Origin of the sequence: Pseudomonas boreofloridensis, from assembly GCF_030580795.1 — a bacterium.
Classification (GTDB): Bacteria; Pseudomonadota; Gammaproteobacteria; order Pseudomonadales; family Pseudomonadaceae; genus Aquipseudomonas; species Aquipseudomonas boreofloridensis.
This window is the reverse complement of record NZ_JAUQOQ010000002.1, coordinates 320,649-338,061: the sequence shown is the minus strand read 5'-3', so window position 1 is coordinate 338,061 and position 17,413 is coordinate 320,649. Positions and strand designations below refer to the sequence as shown.

The 17,413-nt window shown below is 61.1% G+C and carries 17 protein-coding genes; 6 read left to right on the top strand and 11 right to left on the bottom strand.

Annotation, left to right across the window (positions count from 1 at the left end):
• Window positions 1-54: 54 nt before the first annotated feature.
• Both Q6A47_RS03770 and zigA read right to left on the bottom strand, forming a co-directional pair.
• On the bottom strand, window positions 55-684 hold the full coding sequence (locus Q6A47_RS03770) for a DUF1826 domain-containing protein (protein WP_304483122.1): 630 nt from the start codon (window positions 682-684) through the stop codon (window positions 55-57).
• Entirely contained in the window at window positions 684-1,892 is a 1,209-nt protein-coding gene (gene zigA, locus Q6A47_RS03765) for a zinc metallochaperone GTPase ZigA (protein ID WP_304483120.1), read from the bottom strand. The genes Q6A47_RS03770 and zigA overlap by 1 nt, the downstream gene beginning before the upstream one ends.
• A 112-nt stretch (window positions 1,893-2,004) precedes the next feature.
• Between zigA and Q6A47_RS03760 the strand changes: the two genes are divergently transcribed.
• The gene (locus tag Q6A47_RS03760) at window positions 2,005-2,388 is read left to right on the top strand and encodes a hypothetical protein (protein ID WP_029612214.1); all 384 of its coding nucleotides are present in this window, start codon (window positions 2,005-2,007) and stop codon (window positions 2,386-2,388) included.
• 24 nt (window positions 2,389-2,412) lie between these two features.
• Window positions 2,413-3,300, top strand: coding sequence for a GTP cyclohydrolase FolE2 (folE2, locus tag Q6A47_RS03755; RefSeq protein ID WP_039582375.1), 888 nt, complete (start codon window positions 2,413-2,415; stop codon window positions 3,298-3,300).
• A gap of 4 nt (window positions 3,301-3,304) precedes the next feature.
• Here the strand turns inward: folE2 and Q6A47_RS03750 are convergent, their stop codons facing one another.
• Window positions 3,305-3,835 (bottom strand): DUF3617 domain-containing protein, encoded by a 531-nt coding sequence (locus tag Q6A47_RS03750; RefSeq protein ID WP_029612211.1) that lies wholly within the window; start codon window positions 3,833-3,835, stop codon window positions 3,305-3,307.
• 129 nt (window positions 3,836-3,964) lie between these two features.
• Here Q6A47_RS03750 and cls point away from each other — a divergent pair, with 129 nt between their 5' ends.
• A complete protein-coding gene (gene cls, locus Q6A47_RS03745) occupies window positions 3,965-5,404 on the top strand; it encodes a cardiolipin synthase (protein ID WP_304483116.1) in 1,440 nt (479 codons plus the stop codon).
• Window positions 5,405-5,447: 43 nt separating this feature from the next.
• On the opposite strand, the gene cfaB is transcribed toward cls, so the two are convergent.
• The 4 genes from cfaB to hcnA all read right to left on the bottom strand — a co-directional run bounded on the left by cfaB (window position 5,448) and on the right by hcnA (window position 9,738).
• A complete protein-coding gene (gene cfaB, locus Q6A47_RS03740; protein ID WP_304483114.1) occupies window positions 5,448-6,632 on the bottom strand; it encodes a C17 cyclopropane fatty acid synthase CfaB in 1,185 nt (394 codons plus the stop codon).
• A gap of 147 nt (window positions 6,633-6,779) precedes the next feature.
• Window positions 6,780-8,030 carry a cyanide-forming glycine dehydrogenase subunit HcnC gene (gene hcnC / locus Q6A47_RS03735; protein ID WP_039582368.1) on the bottom strand — a complete coding sequence of 417 codons (1,251 nt, stop codon included), beginning with the start codon at window positions 8,028-8,030 and terminating at the stop codon, window positions 6,780-6,782.
• A 2-nt stretch (window positions 8,031-8,032) separates the two neighbouring features.
• On the bottom strand, window positions 8,033-9,427 hold the full coding sequence (gene hcnB, locus Q6A47_RS03730; RefSeq protein ID WP_304483111.1) for a cyanide-forming glycine dehydrogenase subunit HcnB: 1,395 nt from the start codon (window positions 9,425-9,427) through the stop codon (window positions 8,033-8,035).
• A complete protein-coding gene (gene hcnA, locus Q6A47_RS03725; protein ID WP_029612206.1) occupies window positions 9,424-9,738 on the bottom strand; it encodes a cyanide-forming glycine dehydrogenase subunit HcnA in 315 nt (104 codons plus the stop codon). Before hcnA ends, hcnB begins: the two co-directional genes overlap by 4 nt.
• A gap of 378 nt (window positions 9,739-10,116) precedes the next feature.
• Between hcnA and Q6A47_RS03720 the strand changes: the two genes are divergently transcribed.
• Window positions 10,117-11,493: an amino acid permease gene (locus Q6A47_RS03720; RefSeq protein ID WP_304483109.1), complete on the top strand. Its 1,377-nt coding sequence runs from the start codon at window positions 10,117-10,119 to the stop codon at window positions 11,491-11,493.
• 39 nt (window positions 11,494-11,532) lie between these two features.
• On the opposite strand, the gene Q6A47_RS03715 is transcribed toward Q6A47_RS03720, so the two are convergent.
• The 3 genes from Q6A47_RS03715 to Q6A47_RS03705 form a co-directional block, all read right to left on the bottom strand.
• Complete coding sequence (locus tag Q6A47_RS03715) at window positions 11,533-12,567, bottom strand: methionine synthase (protein WP_304483107.1); 1,035 nt, start codon at window positions 12,565-12,567, stop codon at window positions 11,533-11,535.
• Between the two features lie 26 nt (window positions 12,568-12,593).
• Window positions 12,594-13,577 (bottom strand): DUF1852 domain-containing protein, encoded by a 984-nt coding sequence (locus Q6A47_RS03710; RefSeq protein ID WP_304483106.1) that lies wholly within the window; start codon window positions 13,575-13,577, stop codon window positions 12,594-12,596.
• Between the two features lie 249 nt (window positions 13,578-13,826).
• On the bottom strand, window positions 13,827-14,717 hold the full coding sequence (locus Q6A47_RS03705) for an AraC family transcriptional regulator (protein WP_304483105.1): 891 nt from the start codon (window positions 14,715-14,717) through the stop codon (window positions 13,827-13,829).
• Window positions 14,718-14,860: 143 nt separating this feature from the next.
• Between Q6A47_RS03705 and Q6A47_RS03700 the strand changes: the two genes are divergently transcribed.
• Window positions 14,861-15,961 carry an aldo/keto reductase gene (locus tag Q6A47_RS03700; RefSeq protein WP_304483103.1) on the top strand — a complete coding sequence of 367 codons (1,101 nt, stop codon included), beginning with the start codon at window positions 14,861-14,863 and terminating at the stop codon, window positions 15,959-15,961.
• Entirely contained in the window at window positions 15,958-16,287 is a 330-nt protein-coding gene (locus Q6A47_RS03695) for a nuclear transport factor 2 family protein (RefSeq protein ID WP_304483101.1), read from the top strand. The genes Q6A47_RS03700 and Q6A47_RS03695 overlap by 4 nt, the downstream gene beginning before the upstream one ends.
• A gap of 93 nt (window positions 16,288-16,380) precedes the next feature.
• Here the strand turns inward: Q6A47_RS03695 and Q6A47_RS03690 are convergent, their stop codons facing one another.
• Window positions 16,381-17,322, bottom strand: coding sequence for an aromatic alcohol reductase (locus Q6A47_RS03690; RefSeq protein WP_304483100.1), 942 nt, complete (start codon window positions 17,320-17,322; stop codon window positions 16,381-16,383).
• Window positions 17,323-17,413 lie beyond the last annotated feature (91 nt).

The window sequence follows — 17,413 nt, the reverse complement described above, 5'->3', positions numbered from 1 at the left end:
CCGAATAAAAGAACAGTCTAGCGCGGCGGCGAACCGATGGCTCGCACCCGCCTGTCAGCCCAGCCAGTCCAGACTCAACAACAATCGTTTCTCGCCTCTGGGCGTGGCCGGCGAGCGGTGAATCAAACCCGCCCCTTCGTTGCCCACCCATTTCTCGCCCTTGAGCAGCGCCACCTCACCCGTCGCCAAGCGCTGGATGTTATCCACAGGCGGCTGCGCCACCTGCAAACGGCTGCGGTCGATGTGCCCTTCCGCCAGCCATTCACTGCCCATCCCCGCGTAGGTGGTGAGCAAGCGCAGCGGCACGTGATCGACATGAAAACGCGGGCACATCGCACCGTCGAGCACTCGCAGCCTGAGCCCTACACGGCGGGCGCCAAGCAGGCAGGTGAAGGCCTCAACCAGCCAGGTGACATCGGCGACGAACCCTTCGTACCCCTCTAGATCCGCCGCTTCGCGCAGCAGTCCGGTCAGCCTCGGCGGTTGCTGTTCATTCACCTCGATCACCCGCTCATCGGACATGGGCTGATCCAGACGAGTGACCAGCTCGGCAAAGTCCTCGACCTGTACCGGTAAACGACGCTGCCAGACCGCGAGATTGACGTCATCGCGAAGGACCTCGGTCATGATCTGAGGAGACTCGCCCTGCCTCTGGCAGATATCCACAGCCCGGAGCGCCAACATTAGGCAGCCGCCTCTTCGTACCATGGGCCGAAGGGATCGGGCAGGCGCAGCCAGGCCATCGGCCCCTGTTCCATCTCATCATCCGTCAACAGGCACGCCTCGAGTTCTGTGGATAACCGGGCGAAGTCGATGTTCTGTCCGATGAAGACCAGCTCTTGGCGGCAGTCACCGGTCTCCACGGTCCACTGCTTGAGGATCGCCTGGCGATTGTCTTCGTCCTGAGGCCATTGCTCGCTTGGCACGAAGCGCCACCAACGACCGGCCAAGCCATGGCGCATCATGCCGCCGGCCTGCGACCAACTGCCGGCTTCTTGGTACTTGCTGGCCAGCCAGAAGAATCCTTTGGAGCGCAGCAGCCGCCCGTTGCTCCACGTGTTGTGGATAAAGTCGAAAAAGCGCTGTGGATGAAACGGTTTGCGCGCTTGCCAGGTGGTCGCGGCAATACCGTATTCCTCGGTCTCGGGCACGTGCTCCCCGCGCAACTCCTGAAGCCACCCCGGTGCCTGTGCGGCTTGGTCGAAGTCGAACAGCCCGGTGTCGAGGATGCGCGACAGCGGCACCTCTCCCATGACCATCGGTACGATCTGCGCCCGGGCATTGAGGCTGCGCAGAATCGCGGTGAGCTCGTCACGGTCCGCCTGACTGATCAAGTCGATCTTGCTCAGCAGCAGCACATCGGCGAACTCGATCTGCTCGATCAACAAATCGCTGATCGAGCGTTCGTCTTCCTCACCCAGGGTTTCGCCCCGGCTGGCCAGGCTGTCGGCAGCCTGATAGTCGCGCAGGAAGTTCAGACCATCGACCACCGTGACCATGGTGTCCAGCCGGGCCATGTCGGACAGGCTGCGACCTTGCTCGTCGCGGAAGGTGAAGGTCTCGGCCACCGGCAACGGCTCGGAGATGCCGGTGGACTCGATCAGCAGGTAATCGAAACGCCCTTCGTCGGCCAAGCGGGCGACTTCCTCCAGCAGGTCTTCGCGCAGGGTGCAACAGATGCAACCATTGCTCATCTCGACGAGTTTTTCCTCGGCGCGATTGAGGCTGACGTTACGCTGGACCTCGCTGGCATCGATGTTGATCTCGCTCATGTCGTTGACGATGACCGCGACTCGCAGGTTGTCGCGATTGCGCAGGACATGATTGAGCAGCGTGCTCTTGCCGGCCCCCAGGAAGCCGGACAGCACGGTGACGGGAAGACGGTCGGACATGATGAACCTCATCGGCGGTGCGCATTCGAAACGATGCATTGCACAACGTTATAATATAACAATACAATTTCGCCAAGCCGCGCCTGTCGAACGGCTGCCTTTGAGGATGATCATGAACCGCTCGAAGCTCGCCGTATGGGTACTGACATTCGCGGTATCTACCCCGCTGCATGCCGCGATTGCGCACAGCGGTCTGGCCGTATGCACTCGCAGCGCCACACTTCTGGCATGCGAAGACAGCAAGGGCAGTTACTACAGCGTGCGCACCGACGGCAGCGATTTTCATCTGCGCGGTTACGACAGCGTCACTCGTCGACTCTGGGCCCAGACCAACAGTCGTTATGGGCAGATGACCTTCTTCACCGGTCTGGCCAGCGACGGCGAAGCCTGGGTGGGCTACAGCCGTCGCGTTGGCTGGACCACCCTGAACCGTGTTTCCAGCTCCAGCGGACAACGCTTCAACCTGCACTGCAGCTTGATCGGCGGCTGCCGCTAAGCCTCTTTTTCATGGGATATTTCGATGACCAGCCTGACGCTTCCCGACATCGCCGCACAAACCAGCCCGACGCTGCAGCCCTTGGACTGGGTCGGTATGCGCGGCATCGCTTTGCCGGTGCAACTGGGCGGCCGCACCTTGAGCGCCTGGGCCGATGCAGGTGTGAGCCTTGATGATGGGGAATCACGCGGCATTCACATGTCGCGCCTGTACCTGGCCTTGGAGGCACTGGAGCACACTGAACTGACGCCACTGGCTTTGCGCCAATTGCTGGCCCATTTTCTCGACACCCATGACGGCCTGTCATCGTCGGCCTATGTGCGTCTGAAGTTCGACTGCATGCTCAAGCGTCCTGCGCTGATCAGTCCACTGGAGGGATGGAAGCGCTACCCCGTCATCCTCGACGCGAGGATCGAAAACGAGATGTTCCACGTGGAACAATACGTTGAAATCCCTTACTCCTCGACCTGCCCCTGCTCGGCAGCCCTGGCTCGACAGCTGATCCAGCAGCAATTCCTCAACGACTTCGCCAATCAGCCAGCAGATATCCAAGCGGTCCTGCAATGGCTGGGAAGCACTGCGGGAATCGTCGCGACACCGCATAGCCAGCGCAGCCAGGCAGCCGTGAGAGTACGCCTGCAGGACACACTACAAACCCTGCCGGTCGAAGCGCTGATCGATGCCGTAGAAAGCGCACTGGGCACGGCTGTACAAACGGCGGTGAAACGCGCCGACGAACAAGCCTTCGCGTTGGCAAACGGGCAAAACCTGATGTTCTGCGAAGACGCGGCGCGACGTATTCATCACGCGCTACGCGGATTGGCATGGTGCAGCGGCTTCGACCTGCGCGTGGAACATGCAGAAAGTCTGCACGCCCACGATGCAGTAGCTGAAAGCCGCTGGCAGTGGTGAACCTTCAGCTACGCGGACGCACGTTGCCGCAGTCTTTTCCCTGCCAGACCGCACGGGTGTTCATGCTGCCCTGCTGCTGAACACCGGACGCGTTGAAGGTACCGCTGACCTTGGTGGTGAACTCGCGGTCACTGAGGAACGTGGCCTGGCCTGAACCCTGCGCCTTGGGACAGGTGAACTGGAACTTCCAGACGTTGCCCTGCCGGTCGGTGATCTTCTGCGTGCAACCCGATTGCGGGTCTTGCAAAGGGATGTCGTTGGTCGCCACCTGCTCAGGTGTCAAACAGGCACGCACACCCTTGCCGCCTACGCTGATGCCCTGCTTGGCCAGGGCGCCCTCCATCATCGCGCGCTGCTCAGGTGGCAGATTCTTCAATTGGCCCAACATGAACTGCATGTCCGGTAGCTGTTTGCCATCGACCTGCATGTCGCTGGTGGTCAGCTCCCACAGACCGGGTTGCAGCATCTGCGCGTGCGCCAGCAGCGGGCTGCCCAGGCCAAAAGCCAGGGCGATCAGTGGCAGACGAATCTTCATGGATCAGTACTCCTCGAGATACCGGCCCCAGGCCGGACAGAGGCTTAGACGCGTTTTACCCCTGCGGGTTGCACCTACACCGATGAACATGGTCTGTTAGCAACAGTGCTCTTGGAATGCAGGATGCGTATGGACTACCACAGCCCTTATTTCTTCGGTTACCTGCTCGGCCTGATCCACCTGCTCGGCATCGGTGCCGCACTGCATGCGGTGTTCACCGTGCGCACGGCGCAAGGTGCCATCGCCTGGGCCATGTCGCTGCTGTTCATCCCCTACCTGACCCTCATCCCCTATCTGGTGTTTGGCGCGCGCTCCTTCTATGCCTACATCCAGGCGCGTCGCCAGGCCAATCAAGAGATGCACGTGGCGATGGCCAACCTCAACTGGCGACCGTGGGTCGAAGAGGCCCTGGCAGCGCGCGAGTCGGTGAGCTATGTCGCGTTGCGAGCGATGCCCAAGCTGGGCCGCATGCCGTGCCTGGCCAACAATGAGGTGAAACTGCTGATCAATGGCACGGCCACGTTCGAGGCGATCTTTACCGCCATCGAACGGGCCAGCGATACGGTGCTGGTGCAGTTCTTCATCATCCACGACGACGCCCTCGGCCAGCGCTTGCAACAACTGCTGCTGCGCAAGGCTGCCGAAGGCGTGAAGATCTATGTGCTCTTCGATCAGGTGGGCAGCCATGCCCTGCCCTCGCGTTACAGCCAAGTACTGCGAGAAGGTGGGGTACAGATCCAGGCCTTCTCTTCGAAGCGCGGCTGGTTCAACCGCTTCCAGGTCAACTTCCGCAATCACCGCAAGATCGCGGTGGTGGATGGATTGGTTGGATTTCTGGGCGGACACAACGTCGGCGACGAATACGTGGGTGCACACCCGCGTCTGTCGCCCTGGCGGGACACCCATGTCCAGGTCAGCGGACCGGTGCTGGCGTGCCTGCAGGAGTCGTTCGCCGAGGACTGGTACTGGGCCACCCGTGAGTTGCCGCCTCTGATCCTGCCCGATGCCTATCCCGAAGACGGCGTGCTGTGTCAGGTACTCGCCACCGGTCCCGCCGACCCACAGGAGACCTGCCAACTGTTCTTCGTCGAGGCCATTCAGTCAGCCACTCGCCGCATCTGGATCACCAGCCCCTACTTCGTTCCCGACGAAGCGGTGGTGGCTGCGCTGCGCCTGGCGGTGCTGCGCGGTGTGGATGTGCGCATCCTGATTCCCAGCCGACCAGACCATCGCATCGTCTACGCGGCCTCCAGCCTGTTCGCCTTCGAGGCAGTGCGTGCCGGGGTGAGGATATTCCGCTATCAACCCGGTTTCGTGCACCAGAAGGTGATTCTGGTGGATGACGACGTCAGCGCCGTCGGCAGCGCCAACATGGACAACCGCTCGTTCAGGCTGAATTTCGAGATCACCTTGCTGACCATCGACCGTGCATTCGCCGATCAGGTGGAGGCCATGCTGCTGCGTGATTTCGAGCAGTCGCGGGAGGTCACCGCCGAGGACATCCGCGATACCCACCGCCTACAGCAATTGGGCATGCGCATCGCCCGACTGATCTCACCGATCCTGTAACGCGAACCTGACGGGCCGCCCCGCCGCTGCGGCCCGCTTGGGCTCAACGATAGAGGTCTTCGCGCGTCCACGGCAGGTCATGGTGACCGTCCGCGTAGGGCTTGACCGCGAGAATCTGATGCAGGTTGATCCAGCCCTTGGTGAAGGCGTAAGCACATCCGGCCAGGTACAGGCGCCAGATCCGCAGCGTCTTCTCCGGCACCAGCGCTGCCGCGCGGTGCAGCTGATTCTCCAGGTTCTCGCTCCAGTGATTGAGGGTCTTGGCGTAGTGCAGGCGCAGGCTCTCCACATCCACGACTTCAAGTCCCGCTTCGCAGATACGCGCCGTAATCATTGAAATGTGGGGCAGTTCGCCGTGGGGGAAAACGTAGCGATCAATGAACTCCCCTGCCCCGCGTCCGACCGGGCGGCCGTCCACATGCTTGGCCGTGATGCCGTGGTTCATCACCAGGCCACCCTCGCGCACGGCCCCGAACAGCCGCTGACAGTACAGCTCGAGATTGGTATGACCCACGTGCTCGAACATGCCGACACTCACCGCCTTGTCGAAGCGACCATCCTGGGGCAGATCGCGGTAGTCGAGGATCTGCAAATCGACCTTGTCGGCCAGCCCCTCGTCTTCGACCCGCTGACGTCCCAAGGCGAGCTGCTCTTTGCTGAGCGTGATACCGAACACCTTGGCCCCATACTCACGGGCGGCGAAGCGCGCCAGCCCGCCCCAGCCGCACCCCACATCCAGCAGGTAGTCGCCAGCCTGCAATCGCAGCTTGCGGCACAGATGGTCGAACTTGTCCTGCTGCGCCTGGGCCAGGGTGTTGTCCGGTTCCTTGAAGTAGGCGCAGGAGTACACCATGTCCGGGTCGAGCCACAGCTGATAGAACGCGTTGGACAGGTCGTAGTGGTAGGAAATGGCTTCGGCGTCGGTGTCCTTGTCGTGCGCGGTGCGCACGGGGTTGACGTCGGTTTCGTCGTGGAGCAAGGCCTCGCTGAGCTCGTCGCACACGCGGATGACTTCGCCGATGTCGCCTTCGAGCTCCAGCTTGCCCTCGACGAACGCAGTGCCCAGTTCGTCCATGCTCGGATGGGTGAGCTGCGAGATCAACTGCGGCTCCTTGACCAGGATGGTGACTTGGGGACTGGGCCCCAGGTCGAACTCATTGCCGTCCCAGAGCTTAAGACGCAGAGGCAAGCGCAGGCTCTGCAAGGCTGGCGGAAGTTGCGCAAGCATGAAAGACCCCCTTCACGTTAGGACGCCGTACACAGATTCGAACCCCATCGATTCAGGGTAGCTCATCCGTAGGAACTTTCCTCCCGCAGCTGTGGGAAGGGTCGATCCGCGAAGGTGTCAGGCGCCATCGCGGATCAATCATCGGGTTTACACCACCGCCCAGTTCTTATCCACAGCCGTGCCGAAGCGCGAAGCGAGGAATGGGGTCAGATCCAGCGGCGTTTCTTCGTCGTTGATGACCTTGTCCAGCAGTACCCCGGTGATCGCCGACGTCAGGATGCCGGTGCGGAAATGTCCACAGGCATTGAAGTAGCCCGGCATATCCTCCACGGGTCCGAGAATCGGCAGCTCGTCTGGCGACCCCGGGCGCAGTCCCGCCCAGGTGCGCTTGAGACTCACCTGCGCCAGCTCCGGCACGCAGCGCACTGCGCCTTGCACCAGCCCGGCGATTTCCGGGAAGGTGGTGCGCACATCGAAGCCCTTGTCCTCGGTGGTGCTGCCGATCAACACCTCACCGTTGTCTTTCTGCGCCATGTAGCAGTCGCTGGTGGTCAGGCAACCATCTAGCAGCTTGGGCAGGCGTTCGGTCAGGACGATCTGGCCTTTCACCGGTTTCACCGGAATCGAGGTGCCGGTGGCCCACTCGCTCAGTTCTCCAGCCCAGGAGCCCGCTGCATTGAGCAGGGTATGGCAATGGAAGACGCCGGCCTCAGCCGTGCGCACGCCCTTGATCCGCGCCTGCTCATGCAGCACGCCGGTGACATTGGTGTTCAGGTACAGGTCGACACCGTTCTGCCGGGCCGCCTCCAGGAACGCATCACCCAACCGGAACGGGCTGACCTGGTGATCGCAGAGGAACTCCAGCGCCCCACTGGCCGCGTGACTCACCGCCGGCTCACGCTCGCGCAGGGCCGCGCGATCCAGCCAGCGGACTTGATCGGCCAGGTGCGGAATGTGCGACACGATGTGCTCGGCGTACAACTGGTCTTCATCGTCCTGAATGATGTACTTAAGGCCCGTGCGTTCGAACTTGAAGTCCATGCCGTGGCGCTCGATCAACTCCTGGTGCAGCTGTGGATACAGCGCGTTCGATTGCAGCGCCAGGTCGAAAAAGCACTGCGGCAGGATGTGAGGCGTGCTCGAATCCACCGCCACCGCCGCGCCGTGGGCCTCGCGCTTGTTGCGCGAGGACATCATGCGAAAGAAGATCACCCCGCAGCCCAGGCCCACGGATTCGCCGATGGCCCACAGCCCGCCCGCCGAGGCGCGGGTCGCATTGCCGGGGCGCTTGCTGTCGATCAGGGCGATCTTCAAGCCCTTGCGCTTGGACAACTGGTAGGCGCAGGAGGCGCCGATCACGCCGCCACCGGCAATCACGATGTCATAGGTCTTGTTCATGTTCAGGCCTCCGTGCCCAGGTGCAGGAATGCGGAAAATGGAATCGGGTCCACCGGGAAGCGTGGCCGCAACCACCCCACGTCGGCGCGCCCGGTGTCGGCGCGCAGGCGATCGCTGCAATAACCCACGCACATACGGCCCTGGCAGTCGCCCATGCTCACCCGGGTGCGCATCTTCAGGCTGGCCATGTCCTGCACGCCCTGCTCCAGCGCCAGGTCGATGTCGCTGCGGGTGACGTGCTCGCAGCGGCAGATCACCGTATCCGGTGCAGCCAGCTCGATCTGCGCCGCGCCCCTACGGGTGTAGCGCTCGACGCCATAGCGGAAGCGCTTGATCGCCGCCAGCTTGCCCAGGTAGCGCTCACGCCGCTCGATGGCCTGTGCGGCATCCAGCACACCGCGTTGCTGCAGGATCGAGACCGCTGCAATACGCCCGGTCAGCATCGCGGCTTCTCCGCCACGAATACCGCCCATGTCACCCGCCAGGTGGATGTGCGCCTCGCTGCTCTGCTGCCAGACGTTGCACTCGGCGCGCAGATAGCCGTCTTCGCTGAAGCCGTGCGCCAGCCCCAGTTGCTGGCTGAGTTGGGTGCGCGGGATGAAGCCGTAGCCCACGGCGAGGGTCTGTACCGACTCGCGCTGCACACGGCTCAGGTCAGGTTTCCAGTCCTGGCCATAGGGCGCCACGCTGACCTCGCTCAGTTCAGCGTCACCGCGAGCGCCAACCACACCCCAGCCGTAATGCATGGGGATACCGTTGAGTTTCATGTAGGCCAGCATGCTCAGGCCGTCGAGGAACAACTGGGGCTTGTTCATCAACGCCAGACTTTCCCTGGCAATGCGATTGAAGGCACAGGCCTCGTAGACGCCGGCGACCTTGGCCCCAGCGGCGTGCAACTGACAGGCCACCAGCGGTAGCAGCGGTCCGGTGCCGGCGATCAAGGTGCTGCCCAAGGGTTTGACCACGTTGCTCTTGATCTGCAACTGCAACCCGCCGAGCAGCATGACCCCGGGTAGGGTCCAGCCGGGAAACGGCACGTTGCGCTCGTGACAACCGGCCGCCAGCAGCAACTGGGCGTAGTCGATTTCATGCAGTTGCTCGTCGGCGTCGAGCACCATCAGCCGCTCGCTGTCGCCACCGACCACGCGGCTGTTCAAGCGCACGTCGATGTGCCGGGCGTTGGCCGCGAATTGCTCGTGCAGTCGCTGCAGGGCCTTGCCATAGCGCGCGCCGAGATAACCCAGGTCGACACCGGCCCGCAGCGGGCCGCGATAGACCACCCCACCGGGACGCGAGGCTTCATCGAACAGCAGACAATCCACACCCTGCTCGGCCAGTTCGATGGCTGCCGCCATCCCCGCCGAACCGCCGCCGACGATCACCGGACGCAGGCTCATGGTTGCACCTGCGCGGCAATGGCATTGACCTCGGTCTCGACGCGCATGCCTTCGCGCACCACGGTCTGACACGCGCGACGCTTGGCGCGGCCATCAATGGCGACCAGGCAGCAATGGCATACCCCCATGCCGCAAAAGGCGCCGCTGCGCTGGCCATGGTCATTGAGCGCCACTGGGCGCAGCCCCACCGCGTTGAGCACGCTGAGCACGGTTTCACCGGCTGCTGCCTGAACCGGCTGACCGTTGAGCTGCAGGGTGATGTCGGCCTGGGTGATGGGTTGTATGTCGAGTATCCGTTCCATCGCTTGCATGAGCGTCGTCCTTGTTTTGAAAGCACAGGACGTTACGTCACTCATAGGGAACGACACATTGATCTGCGCCGTAGGAATTGAAGGAAATTTCCTAGGAAGCTGCGCGCCGACGAGCGGGATACTGGCACTTTGTATACCTTTTACGCCGTCAGTTTGAGCCCCTCGCATCGGGTCTCAGGAAAAAACCGCAGGATGTTGTGCGCAGAATTCGTTTGAGCCCTGGCGTCGTTTTGCCCAAGGTTACAGATCGGGAAGTCCTTGGCAGGCGCAGCGCCAGACCCAGGCCCCGCTCGATGGCCCCGCCCTGTGCAGGCGGACCGCAGCGCCTTGCGCGCTGTACCAGTGCCCGTTCCTTCCAATAATAAGAGACACCTGGACATGCAAGACAGCGGATTGAAGCAAAGCCTCAAGCAGCGGCACATCACCATGATCGCGCTGGGCGGCGTCATCGGCGCGGGCCTGTTCGTCGGCTCTGGCAGCCTGATCGCCTTGGCAGGCCCGGCCGCGATCCTCTCCTACGTCATCGGTGGCCTCATCGTCACCCTGGTGATGTTCATGCTCGGCGAAATGGCCTCACGCAATCCCGATGCCGGCTCTTTTTCCACCTACGCCAACACGTACCTAGGCGACTGGGCGGGCTTCACGGTCGGCTGGCTGTACTGGCTCAAGTCGATGGTCACCATCACCTTGGAGGCGGTCCTGCTGGGCGCGATCCTCAACGACTTCATGCCCTGGCTGCCGATCTGGGTCGGTGCCTTCATCATGCTGGTGACACTCATCGCCAGCAACGCCTACTCGGTACGCTCATTCGCTGAAGTGGAATACTGGCTGGCCGCGCTGAAGGTCATCACCATTCTCATTTTTATGCTGCTGGGCGCCTCGATTCTGCTGGGCTGGCAGGAAAACATCCCGGCTCCGGGCCTGGTCAATCTCACCGAGCACGGCGGCTTCATGCCCAATGGCCTGTCGCCGGTGATGGCCGGGGTGCTCGTGGCGATCTTTTCCTTGGGCGGCAGCGAAATCGCCGCCGTGGCCGCTGGCGAGTCGGAGAACCCGCGGCGTAACGTGATCCGTGCGATCAAGAGCGTGATCGTGCGGGTGATGCTGTTCTATGTCGGTTCGGTGTCGATTCTGGTGCTGTGCCTGCCCTGGGTCGACAAGGCCAACCTCGCCTCGCCCTACGTGGCCCTGTTCACCCTCGCCGGCTTCAAAGGCGCGGCCGTGGCAATGAAGCTGGTGCTGTTCGTCTCGTTCATGTCGGTGATGAACTCGTTCATGTTCTCCAACTCGCGCATGCTGTTCTCCCTCAGCCAGCGCGGCCACGCCCCGGCACTGTTCGCGCGGACCAACGCCAAGGGCGTGCCGATCAATGCCCTGGCACTGGCCTTCAGCGTGTGCGTGAGCATCCTGACGGTGCATTTCCTCAGCGGCGGCGACCTTTTCCTGACCCTGGCCAGGAGCACCGGCGCATTCATCATCTTCGTCTGGATCTTCATCATCTTCGCCCACTTGGCGATGCGCTGGCAGACCCGCCACGAGGTGGTGGATGCGTCGTACTTCAGGGCCTGGGGCTTTCCGGTGAGCAACGCCGTGGCCTTCCTGGCGCTGGTCGCGGTGCTGGCGACCCAAGCACTGGAGCCGGCCACGCGCTTGCAGTCGTGGCTGGTGCTGGCCACCTTGGTGGTGATCGTGGCGGCGTACTTCCTGGTGCGCAGGCGGCGGGGCGAAGCGGTGCGCGCGATGGTCCGCGAATAACGGAGAAAGGGGCCGTGATGCGGCCCCTTCCAGGTGAGCTCAGCGCACGTTCATGAGCTCTTGGCGAACGATTTCAGCACCGGCCGTCAACGCCTGCAGCTTGCCGCTGGCCACGCGCCGTGGCAAAGGCGCCATGCCGCAGTTGGTGCACGGGTAGAGCTTGTCAGCATCCACGAACTGCAACGCCTTGCGCAGGGTATCGGCCACCGCTTCGGGCGTTTCGATCGCATGATTGGCGACGTCGATGGCACCGACCATGACCTTCTTGCCACGGATGAGCTCGATCAGCTCCATCGGCACGTGTGAGTTGTGGCACTCCAGCGAGACGATATCGATACTGGACTTCTGCAGCTTGGGGAAGGCCTCTTCATACTGCCGCCATTCCGAGCCCAGGGTCTTTTTCCAATCAGTATTGGCCTTGATGCCGTAGCCATAGCAGATGTGCACGGCCGTTTCGCACTTGAGGCCTTCGATGGCACGCTCCAACGTGGCGACGCCCCATTCGTTCACTTCGTCGAAGAAGACATTGAAGGCGGGCTCGTCGAACTGAATGATATCCACACCGGCCGCTTCGAGTTCTCGGGCCTCCTCGTTGAGGATCTTGGCGAATTCCCAAGCCAGCTTTTCGCGGCTTTTGTAGTGCGCGTCGTAGAGCGTGTCGATCATCGTCATCGGACCCGGCAGCGCCCATTTGATCGGTTGCCGGGTTTGCTGACGCAAGAACTTGGCGTCTTCGACGAACACCGGCTTTTGCCGGGCCACGGCGCCCACCACGGTCGGCACGCTGGCGTCATAGCGATCGCGAATCCTCACCGTCTCACGCTTTTCGAAATCGACGCCACTGAGGTGCTCGATGAAGGTCGTGACGAAGTGCTGGCGCGTCTGCTCGCCGTCGCTGACGATGTCGATGCCGGCGCGTTGTTGCTCGTGCAATGCCACACGCAAGGCGTCCTGCTTGCCCTCGATCAGCGCCTCGCCCTCCAGTTTCCAGGGCGACCACAGTGTCTCGGGTTGTGCGAGCCAAGACGGCTTGGGCAGACTGCCAGCAGTCGAAGTAGGCAACAGCTTGTTCATGGTAAAAACCTTGTCCTTGAGATTGATCAACGTGCGTAGCGAGCAGACCACCGCTCGAGCACGGCGCGGTAGGGCTTGATGAAGTGCTTTTCAACGAAATGCCCCTGCTCCACCGCCAAGCGGCTGCGCTCTTCCCGGTCGTAGACGATCCGCGTCAGTGAATAGTCCTGGTGCTGCAAACTCGGCTGATAGGCTTTTCCCGCCGCAGAGTTGGCGTTGTAGATTTCAGGCCGGTAGATCTTCTGGAACGTGTCCATGGTGCTGATGGTGCTGATCAATTCGAGTGCCGTGTAATCACCGAGCAGATCACCGGAAAAATAGAATGCCAACGGCGCGACACTATTGGGCGGCATGAAATAGCGAACCTTCAGGCCCATCTTGGCGAAATAGTCATCGGTCAGCGAGTACTCATCTTGAAGGTACTCGACACCCAGTACAGGATGATGATTTTCCGTGCGTTGGTACGTTCGGCTGCTGGACACACTCAGGCAGATGACGGGCGCCTTCTTGAAGTGCTCTTTATAAATAGGCGAACTGACGAAGGCTTTGAATAATTGTCCATGCAGCACGCCAAAATCTGCCGGAATAGTGAAGCGAGGCTGATTATTGTTGTGCCCTGGCAATACGACGCTGAAGTCGTAGTCCCGGACATAGGACGAGAAATTGTTTCCGACCATGCCATCGTGGCGTTCGTTGGTTTTTCGATCCACCACGGTGGTCTTCAACAGCTCGATCAAAGGCAATGCCGCCGCAGCCTGCGCGTCATCGACCGCCATTTCAACGGAAACGATCTCGAGCTCGACGGTGTAACGATCGCCTTTCGGATTGTCCCAATGAGCCAGCGCATTGAAACGATTGTCGATCATCTTCAACGTATTACGCAGGTTTTCCTGGCGGCTCTCCCCCCTGGCCAAGTTGGCGAAGTTGGTGGTGATGCGGGTAATCTGCGACGGTTGATAGTGTTCGTCGAAACGAAGCGTATTAATCGAAAATGCAAATTCGTTATTCATCTTGGCTCGACTCCCCAAGCGCTAATAGATCATCGTGCATCCAGCACTACTGGCCGATCAGCGATCAGCTTCGCACGGCCCTGAATTGATCAGCATATTAGAGGGGGTCTCAAGGTGGGGCCAATGAATTGAATTCAGAGGGGCTTTAGTTTCACTCATGTCCCGTTATACGTGCGCGGCGCAGCCTGAACGCTCGCGCTTTTAACTGAGGCGCCTGGTCACGAAACTCAGGTATGGCGTCTGGCTATGCTACAAAGACGCGCTGCGCAATCGCACAGCATCTCGGGCAGGCGGAAGGCCAAATACGCGTGCGTAGTCACGGCTGAATTGAGACGGACTCTCGTAGCCGACCCGGTAACCGGCACCGGCCGCGTCCAGCGCCTCGGCCACCATCAAGCGCCGGGCCTCCTGCAGCCTGAGCAGGCAGCGGAATTCCAGCGGACTCATTGACGTTACCGCCTTGAAGTGGACATGAAAGGTGGAGCGGCTCATGCCTGCGACGCCCGCCACATCATCGATGCGCACAGGCTCTTGATAGTGGGCACGAAGCCAGGTGATCGCTTTGGCGATCTGACGAAGACGACTGTCGGCCGTGGCCATCTGCAGCAGCATCTGATTGCCAGGTCGGGTGAGCAGGCGATAGAGCACTTCACGTATCACCAGCGGCGCCAGTTCTGCAGCGTCTTGGGGCGTGTCGAGCAAGCGAGCCAGCCTGCTGACGGCGTCCAAAAGCTCCGGGGTGCTGCCGTTGAGTTCGATACCGCTTGGCGTCGAGGTCGATGATTCGTGGCGAGTGGTTGGATGGCGCAGGGCTAGCTCGCTGAGCACCGCCCTGTCCAAGTCAAGCACCAGGCACAGATAGGGTTCTGCCTCGCTCGCTTCGATAATCGAGCCCATCACCGGCATATCGACTGAGGCGACAAGGTAATTGGCCGCGTCGTACACGTAGGTCGTGGCGCCAATCGAGACCTGCTTACGTCCTTGAACGATGTAGCAGAGGGTTGGCTGATACACCACGGGCATGGGCACGGTGGGCGTATCTGAACGCACCAATGTCACGCCTGCTAGGGGCGTTGAGTGGAAACCATTGGAAGGCGCATGACGACGGATGATGTCGATCAGGGTGTGCCGCTGATTCATGGCGTGTCCCAAACGTTCTGGCGTGGAACTCCCAGTACCTCGGAGGATGATGCAAGAATGCAAGACGATCCCTGTACGCGCAAGCCGCCCTCTCGACGCACAGTCTCCCTACCGCCATCAACAGTGTTCGGTAAGGAGTTCCAATGTCTAATTCTGCAGCACTCGATCAGTACCGCCTGCTTGGCCGCTCCGGCATTCGCGTTTCCCCACTTGCATTGGGGACGATGACCTTCGGCTCCGACTGGGGGTGGGGAACGGACGAAGCCGGAGCCCGGCAAATTTTCGACGCCTACGTCGCAGCGGGCGGCAACTTCATAGACACTGCGGTCAACTACACCAATGGCGCGTCCGAGCGCATGCTTGGCCAGTTGATGAAGGGTCGCCGCGAGCGCTTGGTTGTTTCAACCAAGTACACGATGGCCCGTGATCCCGGTGACCCCAACTCAGGCGGCAATCATCGCCTCAACATGATGCGTTCGGTCGAAACCAGCCTCCGACAACTGGACACCGACCGTATTGACCTGCTGTACCTGCACGCTTGGGACTTCACCACGAGCGCGGAGGAAGTCATGCGCGGCTTGGATGATCTGGTTCGCAGCGGCAAGGTGCTGTATCTGGGCATCTGCAATACGCCTGCGTGGAAGGTCGTGCAGTTGCAAGCGCTCTCAGAGCTGCGCGGCTGGTCGCCCTTGGTCGCGCTACAAGTCGAATACAGCCTGGTGGAGCGCACCGTGGAACACGAGTTACTGCCCATGGCGCGGGAAATGGGCCTCGGCGTGATGCCGTGGTCACCGCTGGGCGGCGGTATTCTGACCGGTAAGTATGGACGTGAAGACCTGAGCGATAACCAAGAGGCCGGCGTAGCGACAGACCGCAAGGGCGTGATCAGTGCCACGGGACACATGAACGAGCGCTCGCTGCTCATCGCCAGCGTGGTGGTCGATATCGCCCGGGAAATAGGTGCCACAGCCTCGCAGGTCGCGCTGGCGTGGGCTTTGCGCAACCCGGTGGTGGTGGCGCCCATCATCGGGGCGCGGACATTGGCCCAAGCCGAAGACAACCTGAAAGCACTCAGCATCGAGTTGGACCAATCGCATCTCGAACGCCTGGACCGAGCAAGCGCGCCTGAACCTATCTTTCCGGGTCGGTTTGTTGCCAGACCAATGGTCCAGCAATTGATATTCGGCGGCGCCACGGTGCAGAAACGCGTGGGACAAGAAACGCCAAGGGAGAACATATCGTGACCAGCCTGCGTTCAGCCCATCACATTTTCAGCCTCGTTCTCTGCGCGTCGCTGGCCTGCTGTGCAACGTCTGCCTCGGCGATTGTCGAGCCAAGCCAGCCTGCAGTGGTCGCCGACAACAAAGCCGTTGTCGCTGCCGCATTCGATCGGTGGGCAGCGGGTGGCTCTGACTTCTTCAACGAGGTTGTGGCACCCGATGTCGTCTGGACCATTGAAGGGTCAGGGCCGTACGTAGGTACTTATCACGGGCGCGATGATCTGATGAAGAGAGCGGTTCGCCCCCTCACCGTGCGGCTCAAGACACTGAGCCGCTACGCTGAAGTCTAGACAGCTTGTCGCCCTCTACATGCTCAACCTAGTTATCGGCGTCCGCTGTCGAGCCTAGGCGTTTCTCGGCAAGTCAGCTACCTGTCGTCGCGCTCACTTGCCCGCAAGGGTCGCCCGAGCCCATTGCTCAGCGGTGGTTACTGGAATCGACTGCTGTTCGTTGAAGGTTCCCGATTTAGGCCATGCTACACCTCTGCCCTGTGCGAACACAGCGCGGTACTTTTTGATGTGATGGGTAGGGTCTTTTCTCAGCTCATCCATCAGGAACGGAACAGTCCACACGTTAGTTTTGAACGGACGACCCAGCGCATGTTCGAGGATGTTCGCGACTTGTCCATACGACACCGTGTCGCCTGAGAGATAGACAATCTCGTTGCGCAAGCGAGGTTCGAAGAAGACGATTTCCGCCGTGAGAGCGCCGATGTCGTCTGGTGTAGTGAGCGTCACGCTGTTCTCGAGACTGCCGAGAGCGTTAACGGTGTCATTGTCGAAGTCGACGACCTCAAATACGGGCTCGAAAAGGAAGCTGGTGAACATGCCCGTCGAGATAATGACCCATTCAGTTTTGTCTTGCGCACGAAGCGCCTCGCGTACATCGAGTTGAGAATCGAAAAGATCTTGGGGGCTGCCCCGACCGATCACTTCGAAATCCACGCCAAACTGCCACGGGAAGTAACGCTTCACCCCCGACCTTAGCGCTGCGGTTGCCAGTTTCATGGGGGTTTCTCGACCCGCGACCATGCCGGCACAGCCTATGACGGTATCGAACCGGGCGAACACTTCAGCTAACTGTTCAATTGAGTCGTTCACCAGGTCCGCTGCGACCATCTGAATGCCCAGCCCGCGAAGCTCATCGATTTCGGCCTTTTTCTCCGGTATCTGGGTGTTGATGGTCGACTCTCGGAGAAGAACGCTGATTTGGGAACCGGGCGCGCGTTTTGCCACTCGCACGAGATTGCGCAAAACCGGGAGACCAAGTTCCCCGGCGCCGAGAACAAGAATGGATTGAGGGGCAAGTGGGGTTGCTTCGGTCATGATTCCTCCTGAGGCGTGATGCCTATAACATGAGCAAATGCTGGCATGATCAGGCAGTACTCGTAAGAAGGCACACGCGTGATACCTAGGA

Coding starts and splice junctions, on each gene's coding strand:
- Q6A47_RS03770 (WP_304483122.1), bottom strand. CDS start 684: ATGTTGGCGCTCCGGGCTGTGGATATCTGCCAGAGGCAGGGCGAGTCT.
- zigA (WP_304483120.1), bottom strand. CDS start 1,892: ATGTCCGACCGTCTTCCCGTCACCGTGCTGTCCGGCTTCCTGGGGGCC.
- Q6A47_RS03760 (WP_029612214.1), top strand. CDS start 2,005: ATGAACCGCTCGAAGCTCGCCGTATGGGTACTGACATTCGCGGTATCT.
- folE2 (WP_039582375.1), top strand. CDS start 2,413: ATGACCAGCCTGACGCTTCCCGACATCGCCGCACAAACCAGCCCGACG.
- Q6A47_RS03750 (WP_029612211.1), bottom strand. CDS start 3,835: ATGAAGATTCGTCTGCCACTGATCGCCCTGGCTTTTGGCCTGGGCAGC.
- cls (WP_304483116.1), top strand. CDS start 3,965: ATGGACTACCACAGCCCTTATTTCTTCGGTTACCTGCTCGGCCTGATC.
- cfaB (WP_304483114.1), bottom strand. CDS start 6,632: ATGCTTGCGCAACTTCCGCCAGCCTTGCAGAGCCTGCGCTTGCCTCTG.
- hcnC (WP_039582368.1), bottom strand. CDS start 8,030: ATGAACAAGACCTATGACATCGTGATTGCCGGTGGCGGCGTGATCGGC.
- hcnB (WP_304483111.1), bottom strand. CDS start 9,427: ATGAGCCTGCGTCCGGTGATCGTCGGCGGCGGTTCGGCGGGGATGGCG.
- hcnA (WP_029612206.1), bottom strand. CDS start 9,738: ATGCAAGCGATGGAACGGATACTCGACATACAACCCATCACCCAGGCC.
- Q6A47_RS03720 (WP_304483109.1), top strand. CDS start 10,117: ATGCAAGACAGCGGATTGAAGCAAAGCCTCAAGCAGCGGCACATCACC.
- Q6A47_RS03715 (WP_304483107.1), bottom strand. CDS start 12,567: ATGAACAAGCTGTTGCCTACTTCGACTGCTGGCAGTCTGCCCAAGCCG.
- Q6A47_RS03710 (WP_304483106.1), bottom strand. CDS start 13,577: ATGAATAACGAATTTGCATTTTCGATTAATACGCTTCGTTTCGACGAA.
- Q6A47_RS03705 (WP_304483105.1), bottom strand. CDS start 14,717: ATGAATCAGCGGCACACCCTGATCGACATCATCCGTCGTCATGCGCCT.
- Q6A47_RS03700 (WP_304483103.1), top strand. CDS start 14,861: ATGTCTAATTCTGCAGCACTCGATCAGTACCGCCTGCTTGGCCGCTCC.
- Q6A47_RS03690 (WP_304483100.1), bottom strand. CDS start 17,322: ATGACCGAAGCAACCCCACTTGCCCCTCAATCCATTCTTGTTCTCGGC.